We start from the raw sequence: 20,595 nt of genomic DNA, 5'->3' as shown, positions 1-20,595 counted from the left end.
ATTCCAACTAATGTGCCCCTGAATCCGCAGAAAGTCGGCGCTTAGCCGGAATGAGGAGCACAAGTGCCCCTGAATCCATCCCCTCCGTTTACCTGCCAAGTTTCCCGCGGGCTGCGGCACGGCGGGCGGTGTACAGCTCCGGCAGCTTGAAGAAAATCAGGAACATCAGGAGGAAGATGACGAAGGCGAAGGCTTCTTCAACCAGCAGATAGTAAGGATAAGGGCCGAAATAGTCCAGTACCGAGAACGTGCTGGGCTTGTGCATCAGGAACATATAGTTGGAGTCCAGCAGGACATTGGCGGCGTAGACGCACGCGGCGACAAGGTTCAGGCAGAGCATGGTGAAAAACAGCGAGCGCCAATTGGGCTTATACCCTTCGACCCAGGTCATGTACAGGGATGCAAGTATGATCGACCCGTGGGCGATGAAGAACAGCAGGAAGCGGAAATGCGGAAACGGATAGACCAGATTAGGGGTAAGCAGGGCAATGAATGCACCGCCGATTCCGGCAAAATATAGAAAGCTGTACAGCAGTCTGCTGCGCGTGAGCAGCATCACGACCGACAGGAGCAGGGTAATTCCGCATAGTTCCAGCGGCAGGGAGGAGCTTCGGCTCCAGCTGTCATGGGACAGATACCAGACATGCAGGCCTCCCTCAGAAGCAGCCAGCAGCAGGATCAGCAGCAGGCGTACGCCTAACCGCAGGCCGGACCGGATGCGCAGGGCGAAGCGGGCCCCAAAGAGCGCCAGGCAGCATAGCGCAATGACAGACAGGGCAACGAGATGAGAGGCGGATAGCATGACGAAATCGCTGTCACGGGCACGCTCCCAGAATAAAGTTCGGTTCACTTGAAATCTCTCCTTGAATCCTGAAGTAAGGGTTGCCTAATAATTTCTTTAATTTTAACCATTTCTGATTCTAAAGTTCTACTCTTAGGTGATATAAGTATATATCGTCTGTAGTGGGCAGAAAAGTCAGGTTTACTAGTTTATTTACATAAGATGGACTCTTAGCCCGTATACATAACGAAACTTCAGGTGGAGTGTGTCCTTACCGGTGCGTTCAGCAGCCATCTTTGTTTGCAGGTATGCTTCAAATCATTCAATCGAAAGAACGGGGGCTTATGGGAAATGGTGAAAAAAAGAACAAGCCTGGCAGTAGTCCTGGTCATGTTATTTGTGCAATTGGTCTCAGGGCTGGGCTTCACCCGGCAGGCTACAGCGGCGGCCATTGAACAGGACCGGGACATTATTACGAGCGTATCCATGGCGGTATATGGTCCGGATGGACAGACGGTGACAGGCAGTGTGTATGATGTGGATTCCACCGTGAGGCTGGACTATACCTGGTCGCTTCCTAACGGCCACGGCTATAGCCAGGGAGACACTTTTGCTTTCCAGCTTCCCGAGCAGTTCCAGCTCTTCAATGACATTCAGGGCGGACTGGAATCGGACGATGGGACGGTAGGCACATTCACGGTCAGCCAGGCTACCCATCAGGTGGTGATGACCTTCAATGATTACATCGAGAGTCATGCCAATGTGCAGGGGACCTTACGTATTAATACCCAATTTGATAAAAAAGTGATCAGCGGCAGCACCGTCCAGCAGATTCTGTTCCCGGTGAACGGCGGAGTCCAAACGGTTACGGTATCGTTCAAGCCCACTGTAGGCTCGACGATTACCAAGAAGGGAATCTCCAGCGGCTTCAACGCGGATCATATTGACTGGACCGTCGATGTGAACAAAAGACTGGAGCCGGTAAGCGGCGCTGCTGTGACCGACCCGATTCCTGCCGGGCTGGCACTGGACAGCACGGTTACACTTGCCGTCTACCAGCTGAATGTTCAGCTTGACGGCACAGTTACGCAAGGCCAGCTGGTAGACAGCAGCAAATATACTGCCGGTGTCTCCGGCGGGACGCTGAAGCTTCAGTTCACGGACTCTGTGATTACAGGGGCATACCGTATCGCTTATACCACGCAGGTAGTGAGTGATAACTTGTCCAGCTTCACCAACCAGGCAACCTTCACAGGGGACGGCCGTGATCCGGTAAGCGCATCGGATACAGTAGTCATTGAACGAGGCGGCAGCCTTAACAAAAAAGTCGTCCGTTATGACTGGGGCACTCAGACCATTAACTGGGCTATCGAATACAACTACAATAACCGGACGATCTCCCCGGAGAACGCGGTGTTGACGGATGTGTTCAACAGCTCCCAGGTGCTCCTGGAGAACTCGGTGCGGATCTATCCGGTTACGCTGAATGCAGCCGGAGAAGCTGCTAAGGGCACGGCACTGAATGCAGGCAGTGATTACACAGTAACGCCTGTTAGCGGCGAATCCGGCAACGGATTCAGACTGGAGTTCAAGAATACAGTGAAATCAGCTTATCTGATCGAATATACGACCAAAGCCGCAGACCGTGTGTTTGGCGATACGAAGATTACCAACACTGTCTCTGACAGTACCTATAGCAGCAACGCTACTCAACTGATCCGGCCTATTATTATCTATAAGAATCTGTCCGGGGTGGATTACAACAAACACACGACAGACTGGAAAATCACGTTCAACGGTGACAATTATCCAATGAACGAAGTAGTGGTTACCGACAGCTTCCCGCAGGGAGGACAGAAGTACATCTCAGGTTCACTGGTGGTCCGTACTCTTTCCGGCACAGTGATCCCTCCATCGGCTTATACCCTGATTGTGAATTCACCGGCACAGCCTAATAAAGGCTTCCAGGTGGAGTTCAACGCACCGGTTACAGGCACTTATACCATTAGTTATCAGACGGAATTCAGCAATGACTGGCTTACCGGCAATACGAATGATTTCATCAACGTGGCCCGGATTGACTGGAAGGACAGCCAGAACAAGCCACAGTGGACTGAAGCCAGCGGGAAGTTCATTCCTAATTCCGAGGTGAAGAACAACGGGTTCAAGTCAGGAACGTATGATGCTTCTGCCAAAGAGCTGACCTGGACCGTAGGTGTTAATTACAACAGCAAATCCATTGCTGATCCTGTAGTAACGGATATACTGGGTGATGGTCAGTCCCTTGTACCTGGCTCACTTAAGGTATACAAGATGAATATTGCCAAGGATGGAACGCATAGTCCTGGCGCTGAGGTGGACGGTACTGAGTTCAGCTATAGCGTGGGAAGCGGCAATGAGCTGAGAGTTGATTTTGACAAAGCCATTAATTCGCCTTATTATATCGTGTTCAAGACCAGTCTGGCCGGACAGCTAATTGGAACCAAGGTAGCCAATACAGCGAACCTGCTGGATGGCACGAAGAAGGTATCGAAGGATCTGAAGGCCAGCGTAGATATCCCGCACGGGGATGAATATGTGTTCAAGGACGGCGCGCAGAACGGAGATAAGCTGAACTGGACCATTGCGATCAACCGGACCCAGTCCCATGTAAAAGATGCCGTGATCACCGATGTGCCAAGCACGAATCAGATCCTGCTGCCGGACAGCTTCCAGCTCTACCGTACGGTTACGGCCGTGAACGGAGAGGTCACGAAGAGCGGCCCTCCGCTGGTGAAGGATACCGATTACACCTTAACTATCAGCGCCGATGCACAGGGCAGACAATCCTTCGTCTTAAGCTTCCCTGGTGACATCCATTCCGCTTATGTGCTGGAATATCAGTCGCTGATCGTTGCGAACACTGGCGATAAGCTGGTTAACTCTGTGAGCTTCAGCGGCAATAACGTCAAGCTTATCACCAAGGAGACGACCAAGGAGATTATCGTAGGAGTGTCCAGCGGTTCGGGAACAGGCAGCGGCGTCAGAGGGACGCTTAATGTCTTCAAGCTGGAAGCAGGCAATGTTGCAAAACCGCTGGCGGGAGCTACCTATGAGCTATACCGTCTGAACGGAAATGACCGGGTGCTAGTGAATACCCGCACCACTGATGCAGCAGGCATCGCGGCGTTCAACAACCTGTGGCTGGGCAGTTATGTACTGATTGAAACAATAGCACCGCAGGGCTATGTGCTTGATTCCACCGAGCATCCGGTGACAATCGGCTCATCGGCCGTGCTGAATCTTACCTTGTATAATAAGCTGGCGGAGCAGCCAACGCCGACAGTAACACCGACACCGACTGTAACTCCTGTGCCGACTGAGAGACCTGTAGAGACTACAGTTCCGACTACAGTTCCATCGCCAGTGCCTACAGATTCTACGGGGCCAGAGGCTACACCTGTTCCGACATCACCTACTGGAGGTCCGGTATTTACTCCGGTTCCCACACCTGCCGGTACATTCGAACCGGGAGTCATTATCGATGATCCGCAGATTCCTGCAGGACCAGGCTTGCCGGGAACTCCGCAGCCCTCGGCTCCGGCAGCAACTGTGACTCCGGGACCGGCAGCACCTGAAGTGGTGACGCCAATCGACGATAATATCCCGCTGGGCAATCCGGAAGTAGATGTTGAAGACGATCCGGTTCCGCAAGGGACGGTCTCGGGTACAAACGACGGCAGCGGCAGACTGCCGCAGACCGGCGAGAGCAGCCCGCTGCCGATCTACCTGACGGGTGCAGCCCTGATTCTGGGCGGCTTCATCCTCAGCCGGGTATTCCGCAGAACACGCAAGCAGGACTAGGCAGAATTAGAGCAGCAGAATAAGGGTACAGCAGGTACGGGGACGCTCAGCGTTCCCGTACCTTTTTGGAATATATAGCGGCTGTATCGCAAACTATATACCGTTTATACATTTTTCTGCCTGCAGGTTGCTATAAATGCTATAATAATTTCAAATTCAAAGTTTCGGAGGGATGGTTCGTCATGTGGAAGGAATTCAAAAGCTTCGCCATGAAAGGGAATGTACTTGATCTGGCGGTTGCCGTAATCATTGGAGCGGCATTCGGCAAAATTGTTACCTCGCTGGTGGGAGACATCATTATGCCGCTTATCGGTCTGATTAGCGGAGGGATTGATCTGAAGGAGCTTAGCTTCGGAACGGGAGACGCTGAGGTGAAATACGGTATGTTTCTGCAGACCGTGGTCGACTTCTTCATTATTTCCTTCTCCATCTTCATGGTGGTGAAGCTGAGTACCCGGTTCAGACGTAAGGAGACCGTCAAAGTTGAGGTTGTGGAGACACCTGCTCCGGCACCGGATGTGGTCCTGCTGACGGAAATCCGCGATCTGCTGAGAGCGGACAAGCAGCGTGAGACGGGTGTATAAGGGAATTAAGTTACATAAATATAGTAAATTTCCGAAGCACACTTGCATTTCCCGCAGTGAAGTGATAATTTTGTTGTAGGCGTAACTTGGTATTGAACTGAATAGATCAATCCTTCAGGGCAGGGTGTGATTCCCTACCGGCGGTGATGTTGACGGATCTGGCTGAATATAGCTGGTTCCGGTGCTTAGTCCGCTACCCGCTTCGTATGATATAGATACGGACGGTGGACCCGGTGTAATTCCGGGACCGACAGTATAGTCTGGATGGAAGAAGGAGAGATTCACGCGCCGCGCTTGCAACAGGCGGCCGAGCAGCAGTGTTTTCGGAACTTATGTGCGAACTTTCACAATGCCGGAGGTCCGGCGTTTATTTACGCATATTTTCTTTGCTGCGATCACCTCTCGTATATCCCGTCTTGAACTCCTCCTGGAGATTGAGACGGGTTTTTCTGTTTATAGTTTGGTACACATAAAGACTACAGCCTTGGGATAGGAGGCAAGACATGGATAAGATGAACGATGAGTTTTACATGTCCCTTGCGCTGGATATGGCGGAGCGGGCACAGGGCCAGACGGGAATTAATCCTGTGGTCGGCTGCGTAGTTGTGAAGGACGGCGCCATGATCGGGATTGGAACCCATCTGCAGCGCGGAACCGGACACGCCGAGGTGCATGCGCTCAATATGGCAGCCGGTAAAGCGCAAGGGAGTACAGCCTATGTTACGTTGGAGCCTTGCAGTCATTACGGCATTACGCCTCCTTGCAGCCAGCGTCTGATCGATGAAGGCGTGGCCAGGGTGGTTGTCGCCTGTGAGGATCCCAACCCTCAGGTGGCAGGCCGGGGAATTGCGATGCTGCGCGAGCAAGGGATTGATGTTGAAGTAGGTCTGCTGCGGGGCCGGGCGCTGCGGCTGAACGAGAAGTTCATCAAGTATATTTTGACGAAGCAGCCGTTCGTAACCTTGAAGAGCGCCAGCACACTGGACGGCAAAATCGCCACCCGGACCGGAGACAGCAAGTGGATCTCGAATGCTGAGGCACGGGAGATCGTACATACCCTGCGTCATCGCCATCAGGGGATTATGGTCGGGGTGAATACGGTGATTGCCGATAACCCTTCGCTGACGACTAGACTGAATGTACCCGGGCGGAATCCGGTGCGGATTATCATTGACTCCTCGCTGCGCCTTCCGCTGGACAGCGCTGTGGTCAAGGACGGACTCGCGCCTACGGTGGTTGTGACGACAGAGGCAGCCGATCCTGACCGCAGAGCAGCGCTGCTGGCTGCAGGGTTAGAGGTGATTGCTGCGGGCAGCGGTCCGCGTGTGGATCTGCAGGCGGCTATGGCTGCGCTCGGTGCAATGGAGATTGGGTCCATTCTGCTGGAAGGCGGCGGAACGCTGAATGGGGCGATGCTTGCAGAGGGACTGGTTGACCGGGTGGTTCTCTTCTTCGCTCCGAAGATTGTCGGCGGCGGCGCGCAAGCAGCGGGTACCTTCGACTTCGGGGGTGTGGAGCTGATGCGTGATGCCATCCAGCTTGAAGGATTGGAAGTGGAATTGCTCGGGGATAATGTGTGTATCAGCGGCACCCCGGTTCCTCAGCAGTAACCGAATATTCAGGAAGGAGGGATGGTATGTTTACCGGCTTAATTGAAGAGGTGGGAGTTCTGCGCAGCGTCACCAGCGGCGGGGAGATGATGGTGCTGAATATCGGCGCCTCGCTCATTATGGGAGATCTGAAGATTGGCGACAGTGTGGCGGTCAATGGAGTCTGTCTCACGGCAACCTCACTCGGCGACCATCATTTCACCGTTGACGTCATGCCTGAGACTTACCGCAACAGTACGCTCAAGGAGCTGCGCACCGGGTCCAAAATGAATCTGGAACGCGCCATGGCTGCCGGCGGACGCTTCGGAGGGCATATTGTCCAGGGGCATGTGGATGGAACCGCTGAGATCCGCAGCGTCAGGCGCGATCAGAATGCAGTGGTGTTCGAGATTGCCCCGGACCGCAAATCCCTGTTCAAATTCATCATTCCCAAAGGCTCCATTACGATAGACGGCATCAGCCTTACGGTTGTGAGGACGGAAGCCGATACCTTCACCGTATCGATTATCCCGCACACGCTGGGAGAGACGGTGCTGGCCCACAAGCGGGCGGGAGACCGGGTGAATATCGAATGTGATGTGCTCGGTAAATACGTGGACCATCTGCTCCATTACGGTTCGCGTGCGGGCAATGAAGATGATGGGGGAAGCTCGAAGATCAGCCATGATTTTTTGGCGGCCAACGGGTTCGTATAATCTATAGATCAGGCATACGGCAAGCCGTCAGGCAAGCGTATAGCCATTAGGAGGACGGTAATATGAGCCAGCAAGCTGATAAGGACAGTGTTCTAGACCCGATTGAAGATGCGATCTACGACTTAATGCGCGGTAAGGTCGTTATCGTTGTAGATGATGAAGACCGTGAGAATGAAGGAGACTTCGTCGCTCTGGCGGAACGGGCTACCCCGGAAGTGATTAACTTCATGATTACTGAAGGACGCGGCCTGGTCTGCGTACCGATTACGGCAGAGCGTGCAGAGGAGCTGGACCTGCATCCGATGGTGTCCCAGAATACCGATAATCATGGTACGGCGTTCACGGTATCTATTGACTACGCGGATACGACGACCGGCATCTCGGCCGGTGAACGCTCCCAGACGATTAAGGCCATGCTAGACCCGAAGGCGAAGCCGGCCGACTTCCGCAGACCGGGGCATATGTTCCCGCTGATCGCCAAAAAAGGCGGAGTCCTGCGGCGTTCCGGGCACACGGAGGCTGCTGTTGATCTGGCCCGCATGTGCGGGGCTTATCCGGCAGGTGTCATCTGTGAAGTGGTGAAGGTGGACGGTACGATGGCCCGCCTGCCTGACCTGATTGAGATCGCTAAGAAGCATGACCTTAAGCTGATCAGCATCAAGGACCTCATTCACTACCGTAACGAGAAGGAGCATCTGGTTACCCGTGAGGTAGCAGTGAATCTGCCGACGGATTTCGGTGATTTCCAGACCATTGCCTATACGAATGAGGTGGACGACAAGGAGCACGTTGCCCTGGTTAAAGGCGATATCTCCGGGGATGAGCCGGTACTCGTACGTGTGCATTCCGAGTGCCTGACCGGCGATGTGTTCCATTCGCACCGCTGCGACTGCGGTCCGCAGTTCGAAGCGGCGCTGCGCCAGATTGAAGAAGCCGGCAGAGGTGTACTCCTCTATATGCGCCAGGAGGGCCGGGGCATTGGCCTGATCAACAAGCTGCGCGCCTACAAGCTGCAGGAAGAAGGGCTGGATACTGTGGATGCCAACCTGAAGCTGGGCTTCGCGGCGGATCTGCGGGATTATGGCATCGGGGCACAGATTCTTAAGGATCTCGGCATCCGCCAGATCCGGCTGCTGACCAACAACCCGCGCAAGATCAAGGGGCTGGAAGGCTATGGCCTTGAGGTGGTGGAGCGCGTAGCGATCCAGATGCCGGAGAACAAGGACAATACCAATTATCTTCATACGAAGCAGGCGAAGCTTGGGCATCTGCTGAATTTTGACAAGATTGAACAGAATGAGAATACCAAAATTTAATCATAGATTACCTATCCTATACACGAAGGGTTGATGAGTAGTATGCCGAATTATTTTGAAGGACATTTAGTATCTGAGGGCTTGAAATATGGGGTTGTCGTAGGACGTTTCAATGAGTTCATTACCAGCAAGCTGCTCTCCGGGGCACTCGATGCCTTCAAGCGCCATGGGGTTGCCGATGATGAAGTGGATGTCGCCTGGGTACCGGGCGTATTCGAAATTCCGCTGATTGCCCAAAAAATGGCCGAAAGCGGCAAATATGACGCCGTTATCACGCTGGGTACAGTCATTCGCGGATCTACAACACACTATGATTATGTGTGCAACGAGGTGGCCAAAGGTGTGGCGGCGATTAATCTTAAGACGGGTGTTCCGACTATTTTTGGTGTGGTTACGACGGAGAATATTGAACAGGCTATTGAGCGCTCAGGAACCAAGGCCGGCAATAAAGGCTGGGATGCAGCGACTGCCGCGATCGAAATGGCTAACCTGAATAAGATGTTCAAATAATACACCTCTTGACGAAAGAGCGTAAATCGTGCTTATTTATAGGTATGAGAAGAAAGCATGAAAATAGATCTTTCTACTTGTGTAGCGTCCTTGCGGCGCTGCACTTTACTTTTTTTGGGCTGGAGGAAACCGCGTGACTGTATTGTACAAGCTGGAGACGTTCGAAGGTCCGCTCGATCTGCTCTTGCATCTGATTGACAAGGCGGAAATCGACATCCAGGACATTCCGGTCAGCGAGATCACCGAGCAGTATATGGAATTCCTACAGGGAATGAAGGAGCTGGAGCTGGATATCACCAGTGAATTTCTGGTGATGGCGGCCACTCTACTGTCGATTAAGAGCAAAATGCTGCTGCCGAAGCCGCCCGTCATTGAAATCGAGGATTTCGATTATTATGAGGATGACGGCTATGATCCGCGCGCGGAGCTGGTGCAGCGCCTGATTGAATACCGTAAGTTCAAGAGCATCGCGGTGCAGCTGCTGGATATGGAGAGCGAGCGCAGCCTGATTTTTACGAAAGAGCCTGAGGATCTGGGCCCCTTCGTCCCTGCGCAGACGGATAATACACTGAAGGGCCTGCATACCGCCGATCTGATCGCAGCGTTCCGCAAGGCGCTAAGCAAGGCTGCCCGGCGCACCTCGTACCAGCGGATCACCAGAGATGAGATTTCGGTAAAAGACCGCATCCGTGATGTATCCGAAGCGCTCCAGCGCAAGGGGATCGGCGGCAGATTGCGCTTCTCTGCCCTGCTGCATGAGGAGATGGACCGGCATGAGATTGTGACCACCTTCCTGGCCATCCTGGAGCTGATGAAGATGAAGGCCATTTACTGCTATCAGGAGAAATTATTTGAGGATATTGTTATGGAGTGGAGAGGAGGAGAGGATGTCAGTGGACTACAACACGCTGAAATCGATTATTGAAGGCCTGCTGTTTCTCTCAGGGGATGAAGGTCTGTCGGTCCGGCAGATTGCCGAGATTACCGAGCAGCGGCCTGATCTGGCTACAAGAGCGCTGGATGACTTAAGAGAGGATTACCACTCGCAGAGCCGTGGCCTTCAGGTGGTCCAGATTGCCGGGAATTACCGGCTGGCGACACTCCCGGAGCATGCTCAGTATTTTGAACGTCTGGCGTATTCGCCCTCCAGGTCGTCCCTGTCCCAGGCGGCGCTGGAGACACTTGCCATTGTGGCTTACCGCCAGCCGATCACGAGAGTGGAGATTGAGGAGATCCGGGGTGTCAAATCCGAACGGGCCATCCACACGCTGGGCAACAAGGATCTGATCCACGAGGTGGGCCGGGCGGAGGCTGTCGGGCGTCCGATTCTGTATGGAACGACCAAGTCCTTCCTGGACAGCTTCGGGCTGGCCAGCCTGAAGGAGCTGCCGGAGCCGTCGAGCTTCGATACCTCGGAGGGCCTGGAAGAGGAGACCCAGCTGCTGTTCAGCAAGCTGGACAGCCAGATGACCTTCGATGAGGTAGAATAACCGCAGCGGATTGCCGCTGTTCTTGAAATGCCGTTGTCCCTTCGGGGGCAGCGGCATTTTTTCAAAATATAAGACTTTATATGTTGCACACGATAAAGTATCCTTCTATTTCTCGCTGAAACGGTACCGTCCTTTAAAAGGACGGCAAATCCGTTTCCACTTGTGAAAAATGGAGAAGTTTGCGAAATCACCGAATGTTATCCAGCCGTAATTGCCATACTAATCCAGAGGCTCCATGTTTATTATTCTAAAGTCTGCTTGGAGGTTAACCGTGTGACGTTATGGCTGGCAATACCCTTAATCCTGCTGCTGCTCGTAGTTCTGCTGTTCCTGCTGGTTTTGGCGTCATCGATTCATTTTCACTTGCGTGTCCGCAGGCTCGGTAAGGATGACCGCATCGAATTCGACATCAAAGCTGTATATGGCCTCGTTAAATTTCATTATGAGGTGCCTGCGCTGGTCTTCCAGAGCCTTGAACAAGGTATTAAGCTCAAGGTGGAGAAAAGCGGAATCGCACCAGTGAAGCTGGATAGCGAGCAGGAAGGGCAGGTCGATAAAGAATCTGTGACGCAATGGCTAAAGGATATACGCACTGCGTTACATGCCACCCGCGGTCTGAAAAAATGGATTAAAGACACCCTGTCCCATATTCAGATCACCAAGCTGGACTGGTCCACGGACTTCTCACTGGGAGAGGCTGCGACGACCGCCACGGCGGTGGGGGCCTTATGGGGACTGAAGTGGACGATGATCGGCGTGCTCTCCCGTATGGTCAGACTGGTGCATAAGCCGGGAATATTCGTTGCACCTGTCTTCCGGGATCAGCCGTCTTTTGCAACGGAAGCCGTCTGTAGCGGCAAGCTGTCCGCCGGATATGCGCTCTATGCGGGGCTTCTCCTGCTGCGGCGTGTGTCGAAGGTGGAAGGCGGTCTGGGCCGGTGGAAGAGATTGCTCAGCCGTGAACGTTCCTAAATAATCTACATACTCCAATCTATAGTGGGCAAGATAAATACTGCAGGTACATTTATATACACACGAGGAGGAGACAAACAATGTCAGATCATCCGATTCAAGGTCTCATGCAGACCGCAATGGAAAATATTAAAGGCATGGTTGATGTAAATACAATTGTAGGAGATCCGGTTGAAACGCCCGATGGCACCGTCATTCTGCCGATCAGCAAGGTGACGTTCGGCTTCGCAGCCGGCGGCAGTGATTTCAGGGTGGAGGATGATGGTCCGGGTGTGAACAGCAGCGGGTCCGGTGTCAAAATGCTACCCTTCGGGGGCGGCAGCGGGGGCGGCGTGTCTATTCGTCCAATCGCTTTTCTGGTCGTTGGCAGAGAAGGGGTACATATTGTGCCGCTGGATAATCAGACCCATCTGTTCGAGAAAATTATTGATGCCACGCCTAATCTACTCGACAAAATTCAGAATATGTTCCAGCCCGGTATGGTTCCCGAAGCTTCAGATATTCCCGGCTCCAAGGTAACCAAAACCGTTGTGGAGACCGGGACCGGCTCGTCTGACCATTCGTCAACACATTAGGATACAGGGAAATGACAAATTAGCAGGGATATCACCTTAGCGGGTGGTATCCCTTTTTTGCCGGATGCTGGAGGATAGGACATACCTGCCTCATGCCCCGCATACACTTGTACAACCAGGCAAGACTGATGAACCGTTGCGTAAGGAACGGATAAGAAGCCGGAGGATGAACATGAAGACACTAACCCGAAAATCTATGCTGTCCTTACTTTTGTGTGTGCTGCTGCTTGCGCTGGTGCCGCTGTCCGCTGTCCGGGCGGAGAACCTTTCGATCTCCACGCATGCGAGGGCGGCGGCGCTGATTGATGTGACATCCGGAAGAATTCTGTACAGCAGCCGCGGAGATGAGCCGATGCTGATTGCCAGTCTGACCAAAATTATGACCGCCCTTGTGGCGATAGAGAACGGCGACATAACGTCGAAGGTCAAGGTCGGCAAAAATGCTTTTGCCAAGGAGGGCTCCTCCCTGTACCTGAAGCTGGGCGAGGAGATGACGCTGAAGGATATGCTGTACGGGCTGATGCTGCGCTCCGGCAACGATGCGGCAACTGCAATTGCCGAGCATGTCGGCGGTTCGGAGCAGGGGTTCGTCTACCTGATGAACGCCAAGGCACAAGAGCTGAATTTGAAAAATACGCATTTTGCCAATCCGCATGGATTAGATGCAGAAGGCCACTTTTCCAGCGCGAATGATCTGGCCGTATTGACCGCATATGCGATGCATAACCCGGTATTCAAGGAGATCGTAGCTACCAAAGAGAAGACGGCGGACAATCCCTATGAGAAATGGGACTATAAATGGAGCAACAAAAATAAGATGCTGCGCCTCTACGAAGGAGCGGACGGGGTGAAGACGGGGTATACCAAAAAAGCGCTGCGCTGCCTGGTTAGCTCCGCTACAAGGGACGGGCAGCAACTCGTGGCGGTTACGCTGAACGACGGCAATGACTGGAACGACCATGCCTCACTGCTGGACTTCGGCTTCAACCATTATCCTCTGAAGACGCTGGTCGGGCGGGGCGAGGCCGTCAAAGGCTACAGTCTGGTGACCGGCAAGGCCTTCGCATATCCGCTTGGTCAGGGGGAGGAAGCAAGGCTCGTCAACAAGCTGGTGCTTAGTGCAGCTCCGCAGGCCTCTGCGGGTGGCAATGCTGCGGGAACGGGGAGTACAGCTGCAGGCTCCAGTGTAAGTGCAGGTGCGGGCAGGGCAAGCGCGAATGCCAACGGGAGTGAGGGCGATGTTAACTTCGGGCTCAGGGGTGTGATTATTTTGCAGCTGGGAGATAAGGAGATCGGGCGGGTACCGGTGTACACGCCTGGCCAGCTCCCGCCGGAGACCTCACCGTATGAGAAAAAATATAACGCTGCGAGTGCCTCCGCCTATCCGGCGGGCAACTGGCTGCAGGCCTTCGGCAGTGCGCTGCGGGCGTTGTTCCGCACGGGGGAATAACGGGTAGATAGACAAACAGTATTCAGAATGAACCGGGGGAGGGGTAGGTATGTTAAATGGAATCTGGCTCGGAATGATCCTGATCGGATTTGGCTTTGCGGCAGTTAACGGACGGATGAACGAGTTCACGGCCGCCGTATTCGATGGCGCGAAGAGCGGGGTGACCGTCAGCTTCGGGCTGATCAGTGTGCTGGTGTTCTGGCTGGGCATTATGCGGATTGCGGAGGATGCCGACCTGCTGAAAAAAATCTCCAAAGTGCTGGGTCCCGTAGTCTCCTTTCTGTTCCCGGATGTGCCCAAAGGGCATCCCGCGATCGGCTACATTCTCTCCAATATGAGCGCCAACCTGCTGGGTCTTGGGAATGCGGCCACTCCGATGGGCATCAAGGCGATGCAGGAGCTGCAGACGCTGAACCCGGATAAGGAGACCGCAACGCCGGCCATGTGTACGCTGCTTGCGCTGAACACTGCCAGCATCACTCTAATTCCGGCGACTCTGATCGCGATCCGGCTGAATTACGGATCGGCGGACCCGGCGGCCATCGTCGGGACCACCCTGGCGGCGACGGCAGTGGCTACCCTGGCGGCGATTGCTGCGGACAGGCTGTTCCGCCGCCTCACCCTGCTCCGCAGGCCGCCCGGACCGCCGCCGGTCCTGAACGCCGGTACCGGCCCGGCAAACGGGAGCGGGGCGCTCCCACATTCTTCGGTGAAAGGGTGACCGTCCGTGTTACAACTGATCAGTCTGATCTCTGCCTGGGCGATTCCGGTCATGGTTACCTTTATTCCGCTGTATGCCTTCACGCGCAAGGTTCCAGTCTATGAATCTTTCGTGGAGGGGGCGAAGGACGGCTTCGGTACCGCCATTGCCATTATCCCCCATCTGGTCGGCATGCTGGTGGCGATCAGTGTGTTCCGCGCGTCCGGTGCGCTGGACTTCCTGATGGGCTTTGTAAGCCCTCTGATGGAGGGACTGGGTATTCCGTCAGAGGTGCTTCCACTCGGTCTCCTGCGCCCGCTGACGGGCACTGGATCACTCGCCTATACTACAGACCTGATCCGCGTCCACGGCCCGGACTCTCTCATCGGTATGATCGCTTCTACTATACAGGGCAGCACAGACACCACTCTGTATGTGCTGACTGTCTATTTCGGCGCTGTAGGCATCCGTAACGGCCGCTATGCCTTGAAGGTGGGCCTGTTCTCGGACGTCGTCGGCTTCATTGCTGCCATTGCCGTTTGTCTGCTGGTGTTCGGGTAGCGGGGCAGGAGCAGAAGGTAGATGGATAAGTGGATGGATGGGTGGGTGGGTAGGTGGATAGGTGGATTTCCTCCGCCTGCTGCTAGACGAATAAGCATCATGGAGACAACAGTTGGAAAAATGCTGCTTAATTAAACGTATTCTCGCCAAAGTAGTGAAATTAAACAAATTAAATGCCCTAATTCCACTTGCTTCAGCTAATTTCCCCAAATCGCATAAATTAAGATACGTTTATCCAATTGTTTGCTTTCAGGAAAGAGCAAAAGAAGGGTATAACTGCACCTGATTATCCGGACAGGCCGCCAGAAACCAAGGCGGGCTCAGAAGGTAGTACTTATTCCCACGCACTGCCCCGCAGCCGGTGGTGGTGGTGTGGTGGTCCCCAAGCGCTGCCCCGCAGCCGCTTGCCGCTTCCCTACAGTCCTCACCCCCTCGCGGGAGGTGAGGACTGTTTTTTATTAGGTTTGCCCCTGCGTTGATGGAGTAACGGAGAGGAATTTTGGAACTGTAGGAGCGCTAGCGTCCGCCTTTAAAGTTGGATTTCTACTGCCGCAGGGCAGTCAGATCAAGGAAATCCAACTTTAACAGCGGCCGGAAGTCCAAACATTCCCCGGAGTTACGATTAGTCAACGCTTTTATTCTCTTCGGCCCCGCTCCCCAAACATTTTAACAAACAGTCCTCACCGCCCGCCCCCCCACTTCATATGCTATTTCAGCAATACGGAGGGAGGACGACAAAGGGTGGACTACAAAGGCTTTATTCTGCATCATTCCCGCTGTCCGTCTATTAACGGCAAAGGATTCGACTTCTGGGTCGGACTGAACGGCTCGGTCTATGCGGCGCCGCTGCTGACAGACCCGGAGCATATTCATATTTGCCTCGAGGGCAACTATGGGGAAGCGGAGCAGCTGCCACAGCTTCCGGAGTGCCAGCAGCAGCTGTTTGCGGCGGGGAAGCTGATACTGGAGCTGTCCGGGCGCTATGAAATGTCGCCGCTTACGGTGGAGCCGCATAGTGAAACTTGCCCCGGCGCATTTTTTCCGTGGAATGATCTTGTGATTTATGCCTCTGATGGTTATCATTAACCTGAGGTGAGTAGTCGAAAATGGAAAGATTACAGAAAATATTGGCGCAAGCAGGTGTTGCGTCCAGACGCAAGTGTGAAGAAATGATTTTGGCCGGTAAAGTGGAAGTCAACGGGGAACTCGTAACTACGCTTGGCACAAAGGCGGACCCCGCAACCGATATTATTAAAGTCTCGGGCAGACTGATCCGGGGCGAGAATAAAATCTATATTATGTTCAACAAGCCCAAAGGTGTAATTACAAGCGCCTCGGATGACAAGGGCCGCAAGGTAGTAACGGATTACCTGAAAGGAATCACAGAGCGCGTATACCCTGTAGGCCGCTTGGACTACGATACGGAAGGGCTGCTGCTGCTGACGAATGACGGTGAGTTTGCCAACCTGCTCACGCATCCGAAGCATCATGTGCCGAAGACGTATCTGGCTACGGTCAAGGGTGTGCCGCATGGTACAGCGCTGGACAAGCTGAAAGCAGGCATTAAGCTGGAAGACGGCATGACCGCTCCAGCGGAAGTCGAATACAAGGATATTGATGAAGCCAATAAAGAAGCGGTAATCAGCATCACCATCCATGAAGGCCGGAACCGCCAGGTCCGGCGGATGTTCGAGGCGGTGTCGCATCCGGTTATCCGTCTGAAGCGGATTTCCTTCGGGGATATCCTGCTCCAGAATCTCAAGCGCGGCTCTTACCGCCATTTGACCAAGGATGAGATCAATCATCTGCAGCAAATTGCCAAAGCGGGAATGCTTCGGGATAATCAGACACGCAAAGACACATAAAGTTCACAATTTCCCCTCCTAAAACTGTGACAATATTCGTTATAATGTTCATAGGATGTTCACACCTTACAACTAAAGTAATGAGTTGCGTCACAGAAGGGGGTACCCCTGTATGGGCAAAGCCAGGAAGCCAATCCAAATCGTGATACTATTTCTAATTGTTCTGCTTGGGGGTTATGCCATCAGCTCCTCTGTGTTCGGGGGAGACGGCAAGCCTCAAGAAGGCGGGAAAGCGCCAAATTTTGAATTGCTTGGGCTGGACGGTGCGACCCATACGCTGGAGGAATTCAGAGGGAAGTCGGTTGTACTGAACTTCTGGGGATCCTGGTGCGCACCATGCGTGAAGGAAATGCCTGCCCTCCAGGCACAGTGGGAGAAATGGAAGGACCAGGGTGTCGTGGTCTTGGGCGTGAATGTGGGCGAGGATCAGATGACGGTGGACAATTTCGTGAAGCTCGTGGATATTGATTTTCCGGTTGTGATGGATAAGGGACGCGACGCGGTCCGCAGCTACGGGGTCTCCCCGCTGCCCACTACCTTCTTCATTAATACGAAGGGCAGGGTGGACAGCATTCATATCGGCCAGTTGGATCTGAACTCGCTTGACGAGCAAATCGGGAAGCTGGTGGGACCATGAGTAAGCATGAGCCGCTGATCAGCAACACCAAATGCGAATGCGGTCACCAGAATCCTGTAGGAACGGTTCTCTGTGAAGCCTGCGGCAAGCCGCTGGATGAGAAGGAAGAGAACGCTTCGGGGAACCTGGAGATGCGCTACGATGGGGTGGCCCGCCGTTCACAGCGGGTAAGCCCGGGAGTGATCGACAAGGTCTGGAACTTTTTTTCCTCCGTCAAAATAGCCATCTACCTGATTGTGCTGACGCTGCTGGGTGCGATGCTCGGTACGATATTTCCGCAAGAAAGCACCTTCTTAAATATTGACGCTTCAACCTATTATGAACAAACGTATGGAACAGCCGGGAATATATATTATAGACTCGGCCTTTCGCATACCTATGAATCCTGGTGGTTCGTGACCTTGCTGGTCATGATTGGAGCTTCTCTGGTCATCTGCAGCCTGGACCGCGTGCTTCCGCTCTACAAGGCACTAACCCGGCAGAAGATCCGCAAGCACCGCCAGTTCCTTACCCGTCAAAAGCTTACGCTGAATACAGAGGTGGAGGGGGAGCCGGAGGAATGGGTGGCACGGATCGTTCAGCCGCTTAAGAAGAAAGGATACCGCGTGCGGACGGAGGGCGGCGCTTTACTGGCCGAGAAACACCGTTTCAGCCGCTGGGGACCTTATGTAATACATATCGGCCTGATTATATTTTTGCTTGCTGTGCTTGCCAGGGGACTGCCGGGTCTGAATATGGATCAGCATCTTGCCTTCCCGCAGGGAGAGACAGTAAAGATACCGGACACCAGCATGTACCTGAAGAACGAGAAATTCACGGTAGAATTCTATAGTGAAGAAGAGATGCCCGAGGAATTCCGGGGCAAGAAGGTTCTCCCTAAGCTCTATGAGACGAAGGCGGTTCTATATGAATGTACGGCAGACTGCAGCGATCCCTCCAAGGAGCCTCAGCTTGCGGAAGTGGCCAGACACGACATTCAGGTGAATTCTCCTCTAAGCTACCAAGGAATGAAAGCGTATCAGTTTGACTATGACCTTACGCCTGTGCTGCGTTCCGTGCAGCCTGATCTGGTCAATGCTTCAACCGGCGAGAGCTACGGCAAGTTCAGACTGGATATGAAGAATCCGCAGCGCAGCTTCAAGGCCGGACCGTACACGCTTGAACTGAAGGAGAAGTATATGGATTTCGGATTGAATGAGGAAGGCCGTCCGGTCTCCACCTCCCCTTATCCGAACGCTCCGGCGTTTCTCTTCCTGATCCGTGGTCCGGATCTGCCGGCAGAGGGGCAGCAATATTTCTATTTCCCGAAGCAGGTGGACAAGGAGCGCTTCCAGCAGGAGGCCATCAACGACAAGCTTGGAGGCGGCACACGGTTTCTGGAGCTTGAGGTGGGCAGTATGACGGATGTGGATTTCTCGGAATCCACCACCTATCTCAATATACGTGTGGACCGGGCCATGCCGTTCGTCTGGATTGGTGCGGGTATTGTCATGCTGGGGCTGATTCTCGGCTTCTACTGGCAGCACAGACGCATCTGGCTGATCGTTGAGGATGGACAGCTGGTGCTTGGAGGCCACACGAACAAGAACTGGTTCGGCTTCCGCCGTGAGCTCGTTTCTATTCTGGAGCAGATAGACATGACAGTCGATGACAAATCATTGGACAACGGAGGAGGCATGGCATGAACTTGCTCGATTTCAGCAGTGACGTCTTTATAGCCGCATTTTTCTTATACAGCGGTGCCTTCATGTTGTTCACCATTGCTATTATGGGCCGCAAATGGTCGGGCAGGAAGCCGGAGGAGCATACTGCACGGTGGGGCCGGATTGCTTTTATCACCTCCTCACTCGGGCTGCTCTGCCATCTGGCGTACTTCATTACCCGCTGGATGGGGGCCGGTCATATTCCGGTAAGTAACATGTATGAGTTCATGACTTTCCTATCGATGATGGTGATGGTGGCTTTTACGGTGATCTTCGCCATTTACCGCAAGATGATTCTTGGGGTATTCGCGGTTCCAATCTCCATTGTTGTGATGGCCTATGCAGCAGTATTTCCGCAGGAAGTGCAGCCGCTCATTCCTTCGCTCAAATCGATCTATCTGAATATTCATGTCACGCTTGCTGCCCTCGGGGAATCCTTCTTCGCGGTTGGCTTTGCCGCCGGGCTGATGTATCTGCTGCGGACAGTGAAATTTGACAGCAAGGAACGCAGTGACCGCAAGCAGCAGCGGCTGGTCGAATTTACTCTGTTCTCGATCATTGTTATAATTGGGTTTCTTGGATCTGTATTTGCCTTCCGCGGCGCGGGCTATGAATCTGTTTTTGTCCGTTCGAACGTTACGATTGACAGCCCCGGGCAGGAAGATAGTACAATAGAGAAAGTGAGTTATAAAATGCCGCCGATTGTGGCACCGTACCATAGCGAAATTGAGAGCTTCCAGCCGTTTCTTGGGCTTCAGAAGCCTTTGTTTCAAGCACCATCCTGGATGAATGGCGTCAATGCAGGGCGCAAGTTCAACACTGTGATCTGGTCACTGCTGTCCGGACTGCTCCTGTACGGGCTTCTTCGGCTGGCCGTGCGTAAGCCGCTAGGGAAGGCTCTTCATCCGGTACTTGATGGAATTGACGAGAATGACCTGGATGAGATTACCTACAGGGCGATCGCCATCGGGTTTCCGATTTTCACACTGGGGGCTTTGATTTTTGCAATGATATGGGCCGAGGTGGCTTGGGGCAGATTTTGGGGGTGGGACCCCAAGGAAGTCTGGGCTCTCGTCACCTGGCTGTTCTACAGTGCGTATCTCCATTTGCGGCTGGCCCGCGGCTGGCAGGGACGCAAATCCGCTTGGCTCGCTGTACTCGGCTTTCTAATCGTAATGTTTACCCTGGTCGGCGTTAACCTGGTTATCGCCGGACTTCATTCATATGCGGGAACGGACTGATAAGCTCAGGCTTCTTTCGGGCATGCGTATGATCCAGGGTGACGTTCTACTGTAATTGATGA

19 protein-coding genes and 1 riboswitch are annotated in these 20,595 nt (G+C 53.6%); of the genes, 18 read left to right on the top strand and 1 reads right to left on the bottom strand.

Annotation, left to right across the window (positions count from 1 at the left end; all coding sequences use genetic code 11):
* Positions 1-88: 88 nt before the first annotated feature.
* Positions 89-850 carry a YwaF family protein gene (locus tag NST26_RS21050; RefSeq protein ID WP_340951606.1) on the bottom strand — a complete coding sequence of 254 codons (762 nt, stop codon included), beginning with the start codon at positions 848-850 and terminating at the stop codon, positions 89-91.
* A gap of 282 nt (positions 851-1,132) precedes the next feature.
* Here NST26_RS21050 and NST26_RS21045 point away from each other — a divergent pair, with 282 nt between their 5' ends.
* The 18 genes from NST26_RS21045 to ccsA all read left to right on the top strand — a co-directional run bounded on the left by NST26_RS21045 (position 1,133) and on the right by ccsA (position 20,533).
* Positions 1,133-4,624: a collagen binding domain-containing protein gene (locus NST26_RS21045; protein ID WP_340979746.1), complete on the top strand. Its 3,492-nt coding sequence runs from the start codon at positions 1,133-1,135 to the stop codon at positions 4,622-4,624.
* A 182-nt stretch (positions 4,625-4,806) separates the two neighbouring features.
* Positions 4,807-5,208 (top strand): large conductance mechanosensitive channel protein MscL, encoded by a 402-nt coding sequence (gene mscL, locus NST26_RS21040; RefSeq protein WP_340951608.1) that lies wholly within the window; start codon positions 4,807-4,809, stop codon positions 5,206-5,208.
* Positions 5,209-5,314: 106 nt separating this feature from the next.
* A riboswitch (FMN riboswitch) is annotated at positions 5,315-5,488 on the top strand.
* A 223-nt stretch (positions 5,489-5,711) separates the two neighbouring features.
* Complete coding sequence (gene ribD, locus NST26_RS21035; protein ID WP_340951610.1) at positions 5,712-6,818, top strand: bifunctional diaminohydroxyphosphoribosylaminopyrimidine deaminase/5-amino-6-(5-phosphoribosylamino)uracil reductase RibD; 1,107 nt, start codon at positions 5,712-5,714, stop codon at positions 6,816-6,818.
* A gap of 26 nt (positions 6,819-6,844) precedes the next feature.
* Positions 6,845-7,513 carry a riboflavin synthase gene (gene ribE, locus NST26_RS21030; RefSeq protein WP_340951613.1) on the top strand — a complete coding sequence of 223 codons (669 nt, stop codon included), beginning with the start codon at positions 6,845-6,847 and terminating at the stop codon, positions 7,511-7,513.
* Between the two features lie 62 nt (positions 7,514-7,575).
* Complete coding sequence (locus tag NST26_RS21025) at positions 7,576-8,829, top strand: bifunctional 3,4-dihydroxy-2-butanone-4-phosphate synthase/GTP cyclohydrolase II (protein WP_209870071.1); 1,254 nt, start codon at positions 7,576-7,578, stop codon at positions 8,827-8,829.
* Positions 8,830-8,871: 42 nt separating this feature from the next.
* Complete coding sequence (ribH, locus tag NST26_RS21020) at positions 8,872-9,339, top strand: 6,7-dimethyl-8-ribityllumazine synthase (RefSeq protein WP_209870069.1); 468 nt, start codon at positions 8,872-8,874, stop codon at positions 9,337-9,339.
* 133 nt (positions 9,340-9,472) lie between these two features.
* A complete protein-coding gene (locus NST26_RS21015) occupies positions 9,473-10,264 on the top strand; it encodes a segregation and condensation protein A (RefSeq protein ID WP_340951615.1) in 792 nt (263 codons plus the stop codon).
* Positions 10,233-10,829: an SMC-Scp complex subunit ScpB gene (gene scpB, locus NST26_RS21010; protein ID WP_036727407.1), complete on the top strand. Its 597-nt coding sequence runs from the start codon at positions 10,233-10,235 to the stop codon at positions 10,827-10,829. Before NST26_RS21015 ends, scpB begins: the two co-directional genes overlap by 32 nt.
* 273 nt (positions 10,830-11,102) lie before the next feature.
* Positions 11,103-11,801 carry a DUF2953 domain-containing protein gene (locus NST26_RS21005; RefSeq protein WP_340951617.1) on the top strand — a complete coding sequence of 233 codons (699 nt, stop codon included), beginning with the start codon at positions 11,103-11,105 and terminating at the stop codon, positions 11,799-11,801.
* 80 nt (positions 11,802-11,881) lie between these two features.
* Positions 11,882-12,376, top strand: a complete 495-nt coding sequence (gene ytfJ / locus NST26_RS21000) for a GerW family sporulation protein (protein ID WP_036727374.1) — start codon at positions 11,882-11,884, stop codon at positions 12,374-12,376.
* A 166-nt stretch (positions 12,377-12,542) separates the two neighbouring features.
* The gene (locus NST26_RS20995) at positions 12,543-13,826 is read left to right on the top strand and encodes a D-alanyl-D-alanine carboxypeptidase family protein (protein WP_339310410.1); all 1,284 of its coding nucleotides are present in this window, start codon (positions 12,543-12,545) and stop codon (positions 13,824-13,826) included.
* 49 nt (positions 13,827-13,875) lie between these two features.
* Positions 13,876-14,547, top strand: coding sequence for a nucleoside recognition domain-containing protein (locus tag NST26_RS20990; protein ID WP_036727373.1), 672 nt, complete (start codon positions 13,876-13,878; stop codon positions 14,545-14,547).
* Between the two features lie 6 nt (positions 14,548-14,553).
* On the top strand, positions 14,554-15,087 hold the full coding sequence (locus NST26_RS20985; protein WP_036727371.1) for a spore maturation protein: 534 nt from the start codon (positions 14,554-14,556) through the stop codon (positions 15,085-15,087).
* A 741-nt stretch (positions 15,088-15,828) separates the two neighbouring features.
* Positions 15,829-16,173: an N-acetylmuramoyl-L-alanine amidase gene (locus tag NST26_RS20980; RefSeq protein WP_340979743.1), complete on the top strand. Its 345-nt coding sequence runs from the start codon at positions 15,829-15,831 to the stop codon at positions 16,171-16,173.
* 20 nt (positions 16,174-16,193) lie between these two features.
* Positions 16,194-16,952: a pseudouridine synthase gene (locus NST26_RS20975; protein WP_036727368.1), complete on the top strand. Its 759-nt coding sequence runs from the start codon at positions 16,194-16,196 to the stop codon at positions 16,950-16,952.
* Positions 16,953-17,064: 112 nt separating this feature from the next.
* Positions 17,065-17,589, top strand: a complete 525-nt coding sequence (resA, locus tag NST26_RS20970; protein ID WP_076079154.1) for a thiol-disulfide oxidoreductase ResA — start codon at positions 17,065-17,067, stop codon at positions 17,587-17,589.
* Complete coding sequence (gene resB, locus NST26_RS20965; RefSeq protein ID WP_036727364.1) at positions 17,586-19,274, top strand: cytochrome c biogenesis protein ResB; 1,689 nt, start codon at positions 17,586-17,588, stop codon at positions 19,272-19,274. Before resA ends, resB begins: the two co-directional genes overlap by 4 nt.
* Positions 19,271-20,533 carry a cytochrome c biogenesis protein CcsA gene (gene ccsA / locus NST26_RS20960; RefSeq protein WP_036727362.1) on the top strand — a complete coding sequence of 421 codons (1,263 nt, stop codon included), beginning with the start codon at positions 19,271-19,273 and terminating at the stop codon, positions 20,531-20,533. The genes resB and ccsA overlap by 4 nt, the downstream gene beginning before the upstream one ends.
* The last annotated feature ends 62 nt before the right edge of the window (positions 20,534-20,595 follow it).

The sequence above is a fragment of the Paenibacillus sp. FSL R7-0128 genome (genome assembly GCF_038002245.1).
Classification (GTDB): domain Bacteria; phylum Bacillota; class Bacilli; order Paenibacillales; family Paenibacillaceae; genus Paenibacillus_AQ; species Paenibacillus_AQ silagei.
Note: the sequence above shows the minus strand (reverse complement) of the source record. Positions and strands in the feature narration are given on the sequence as shown.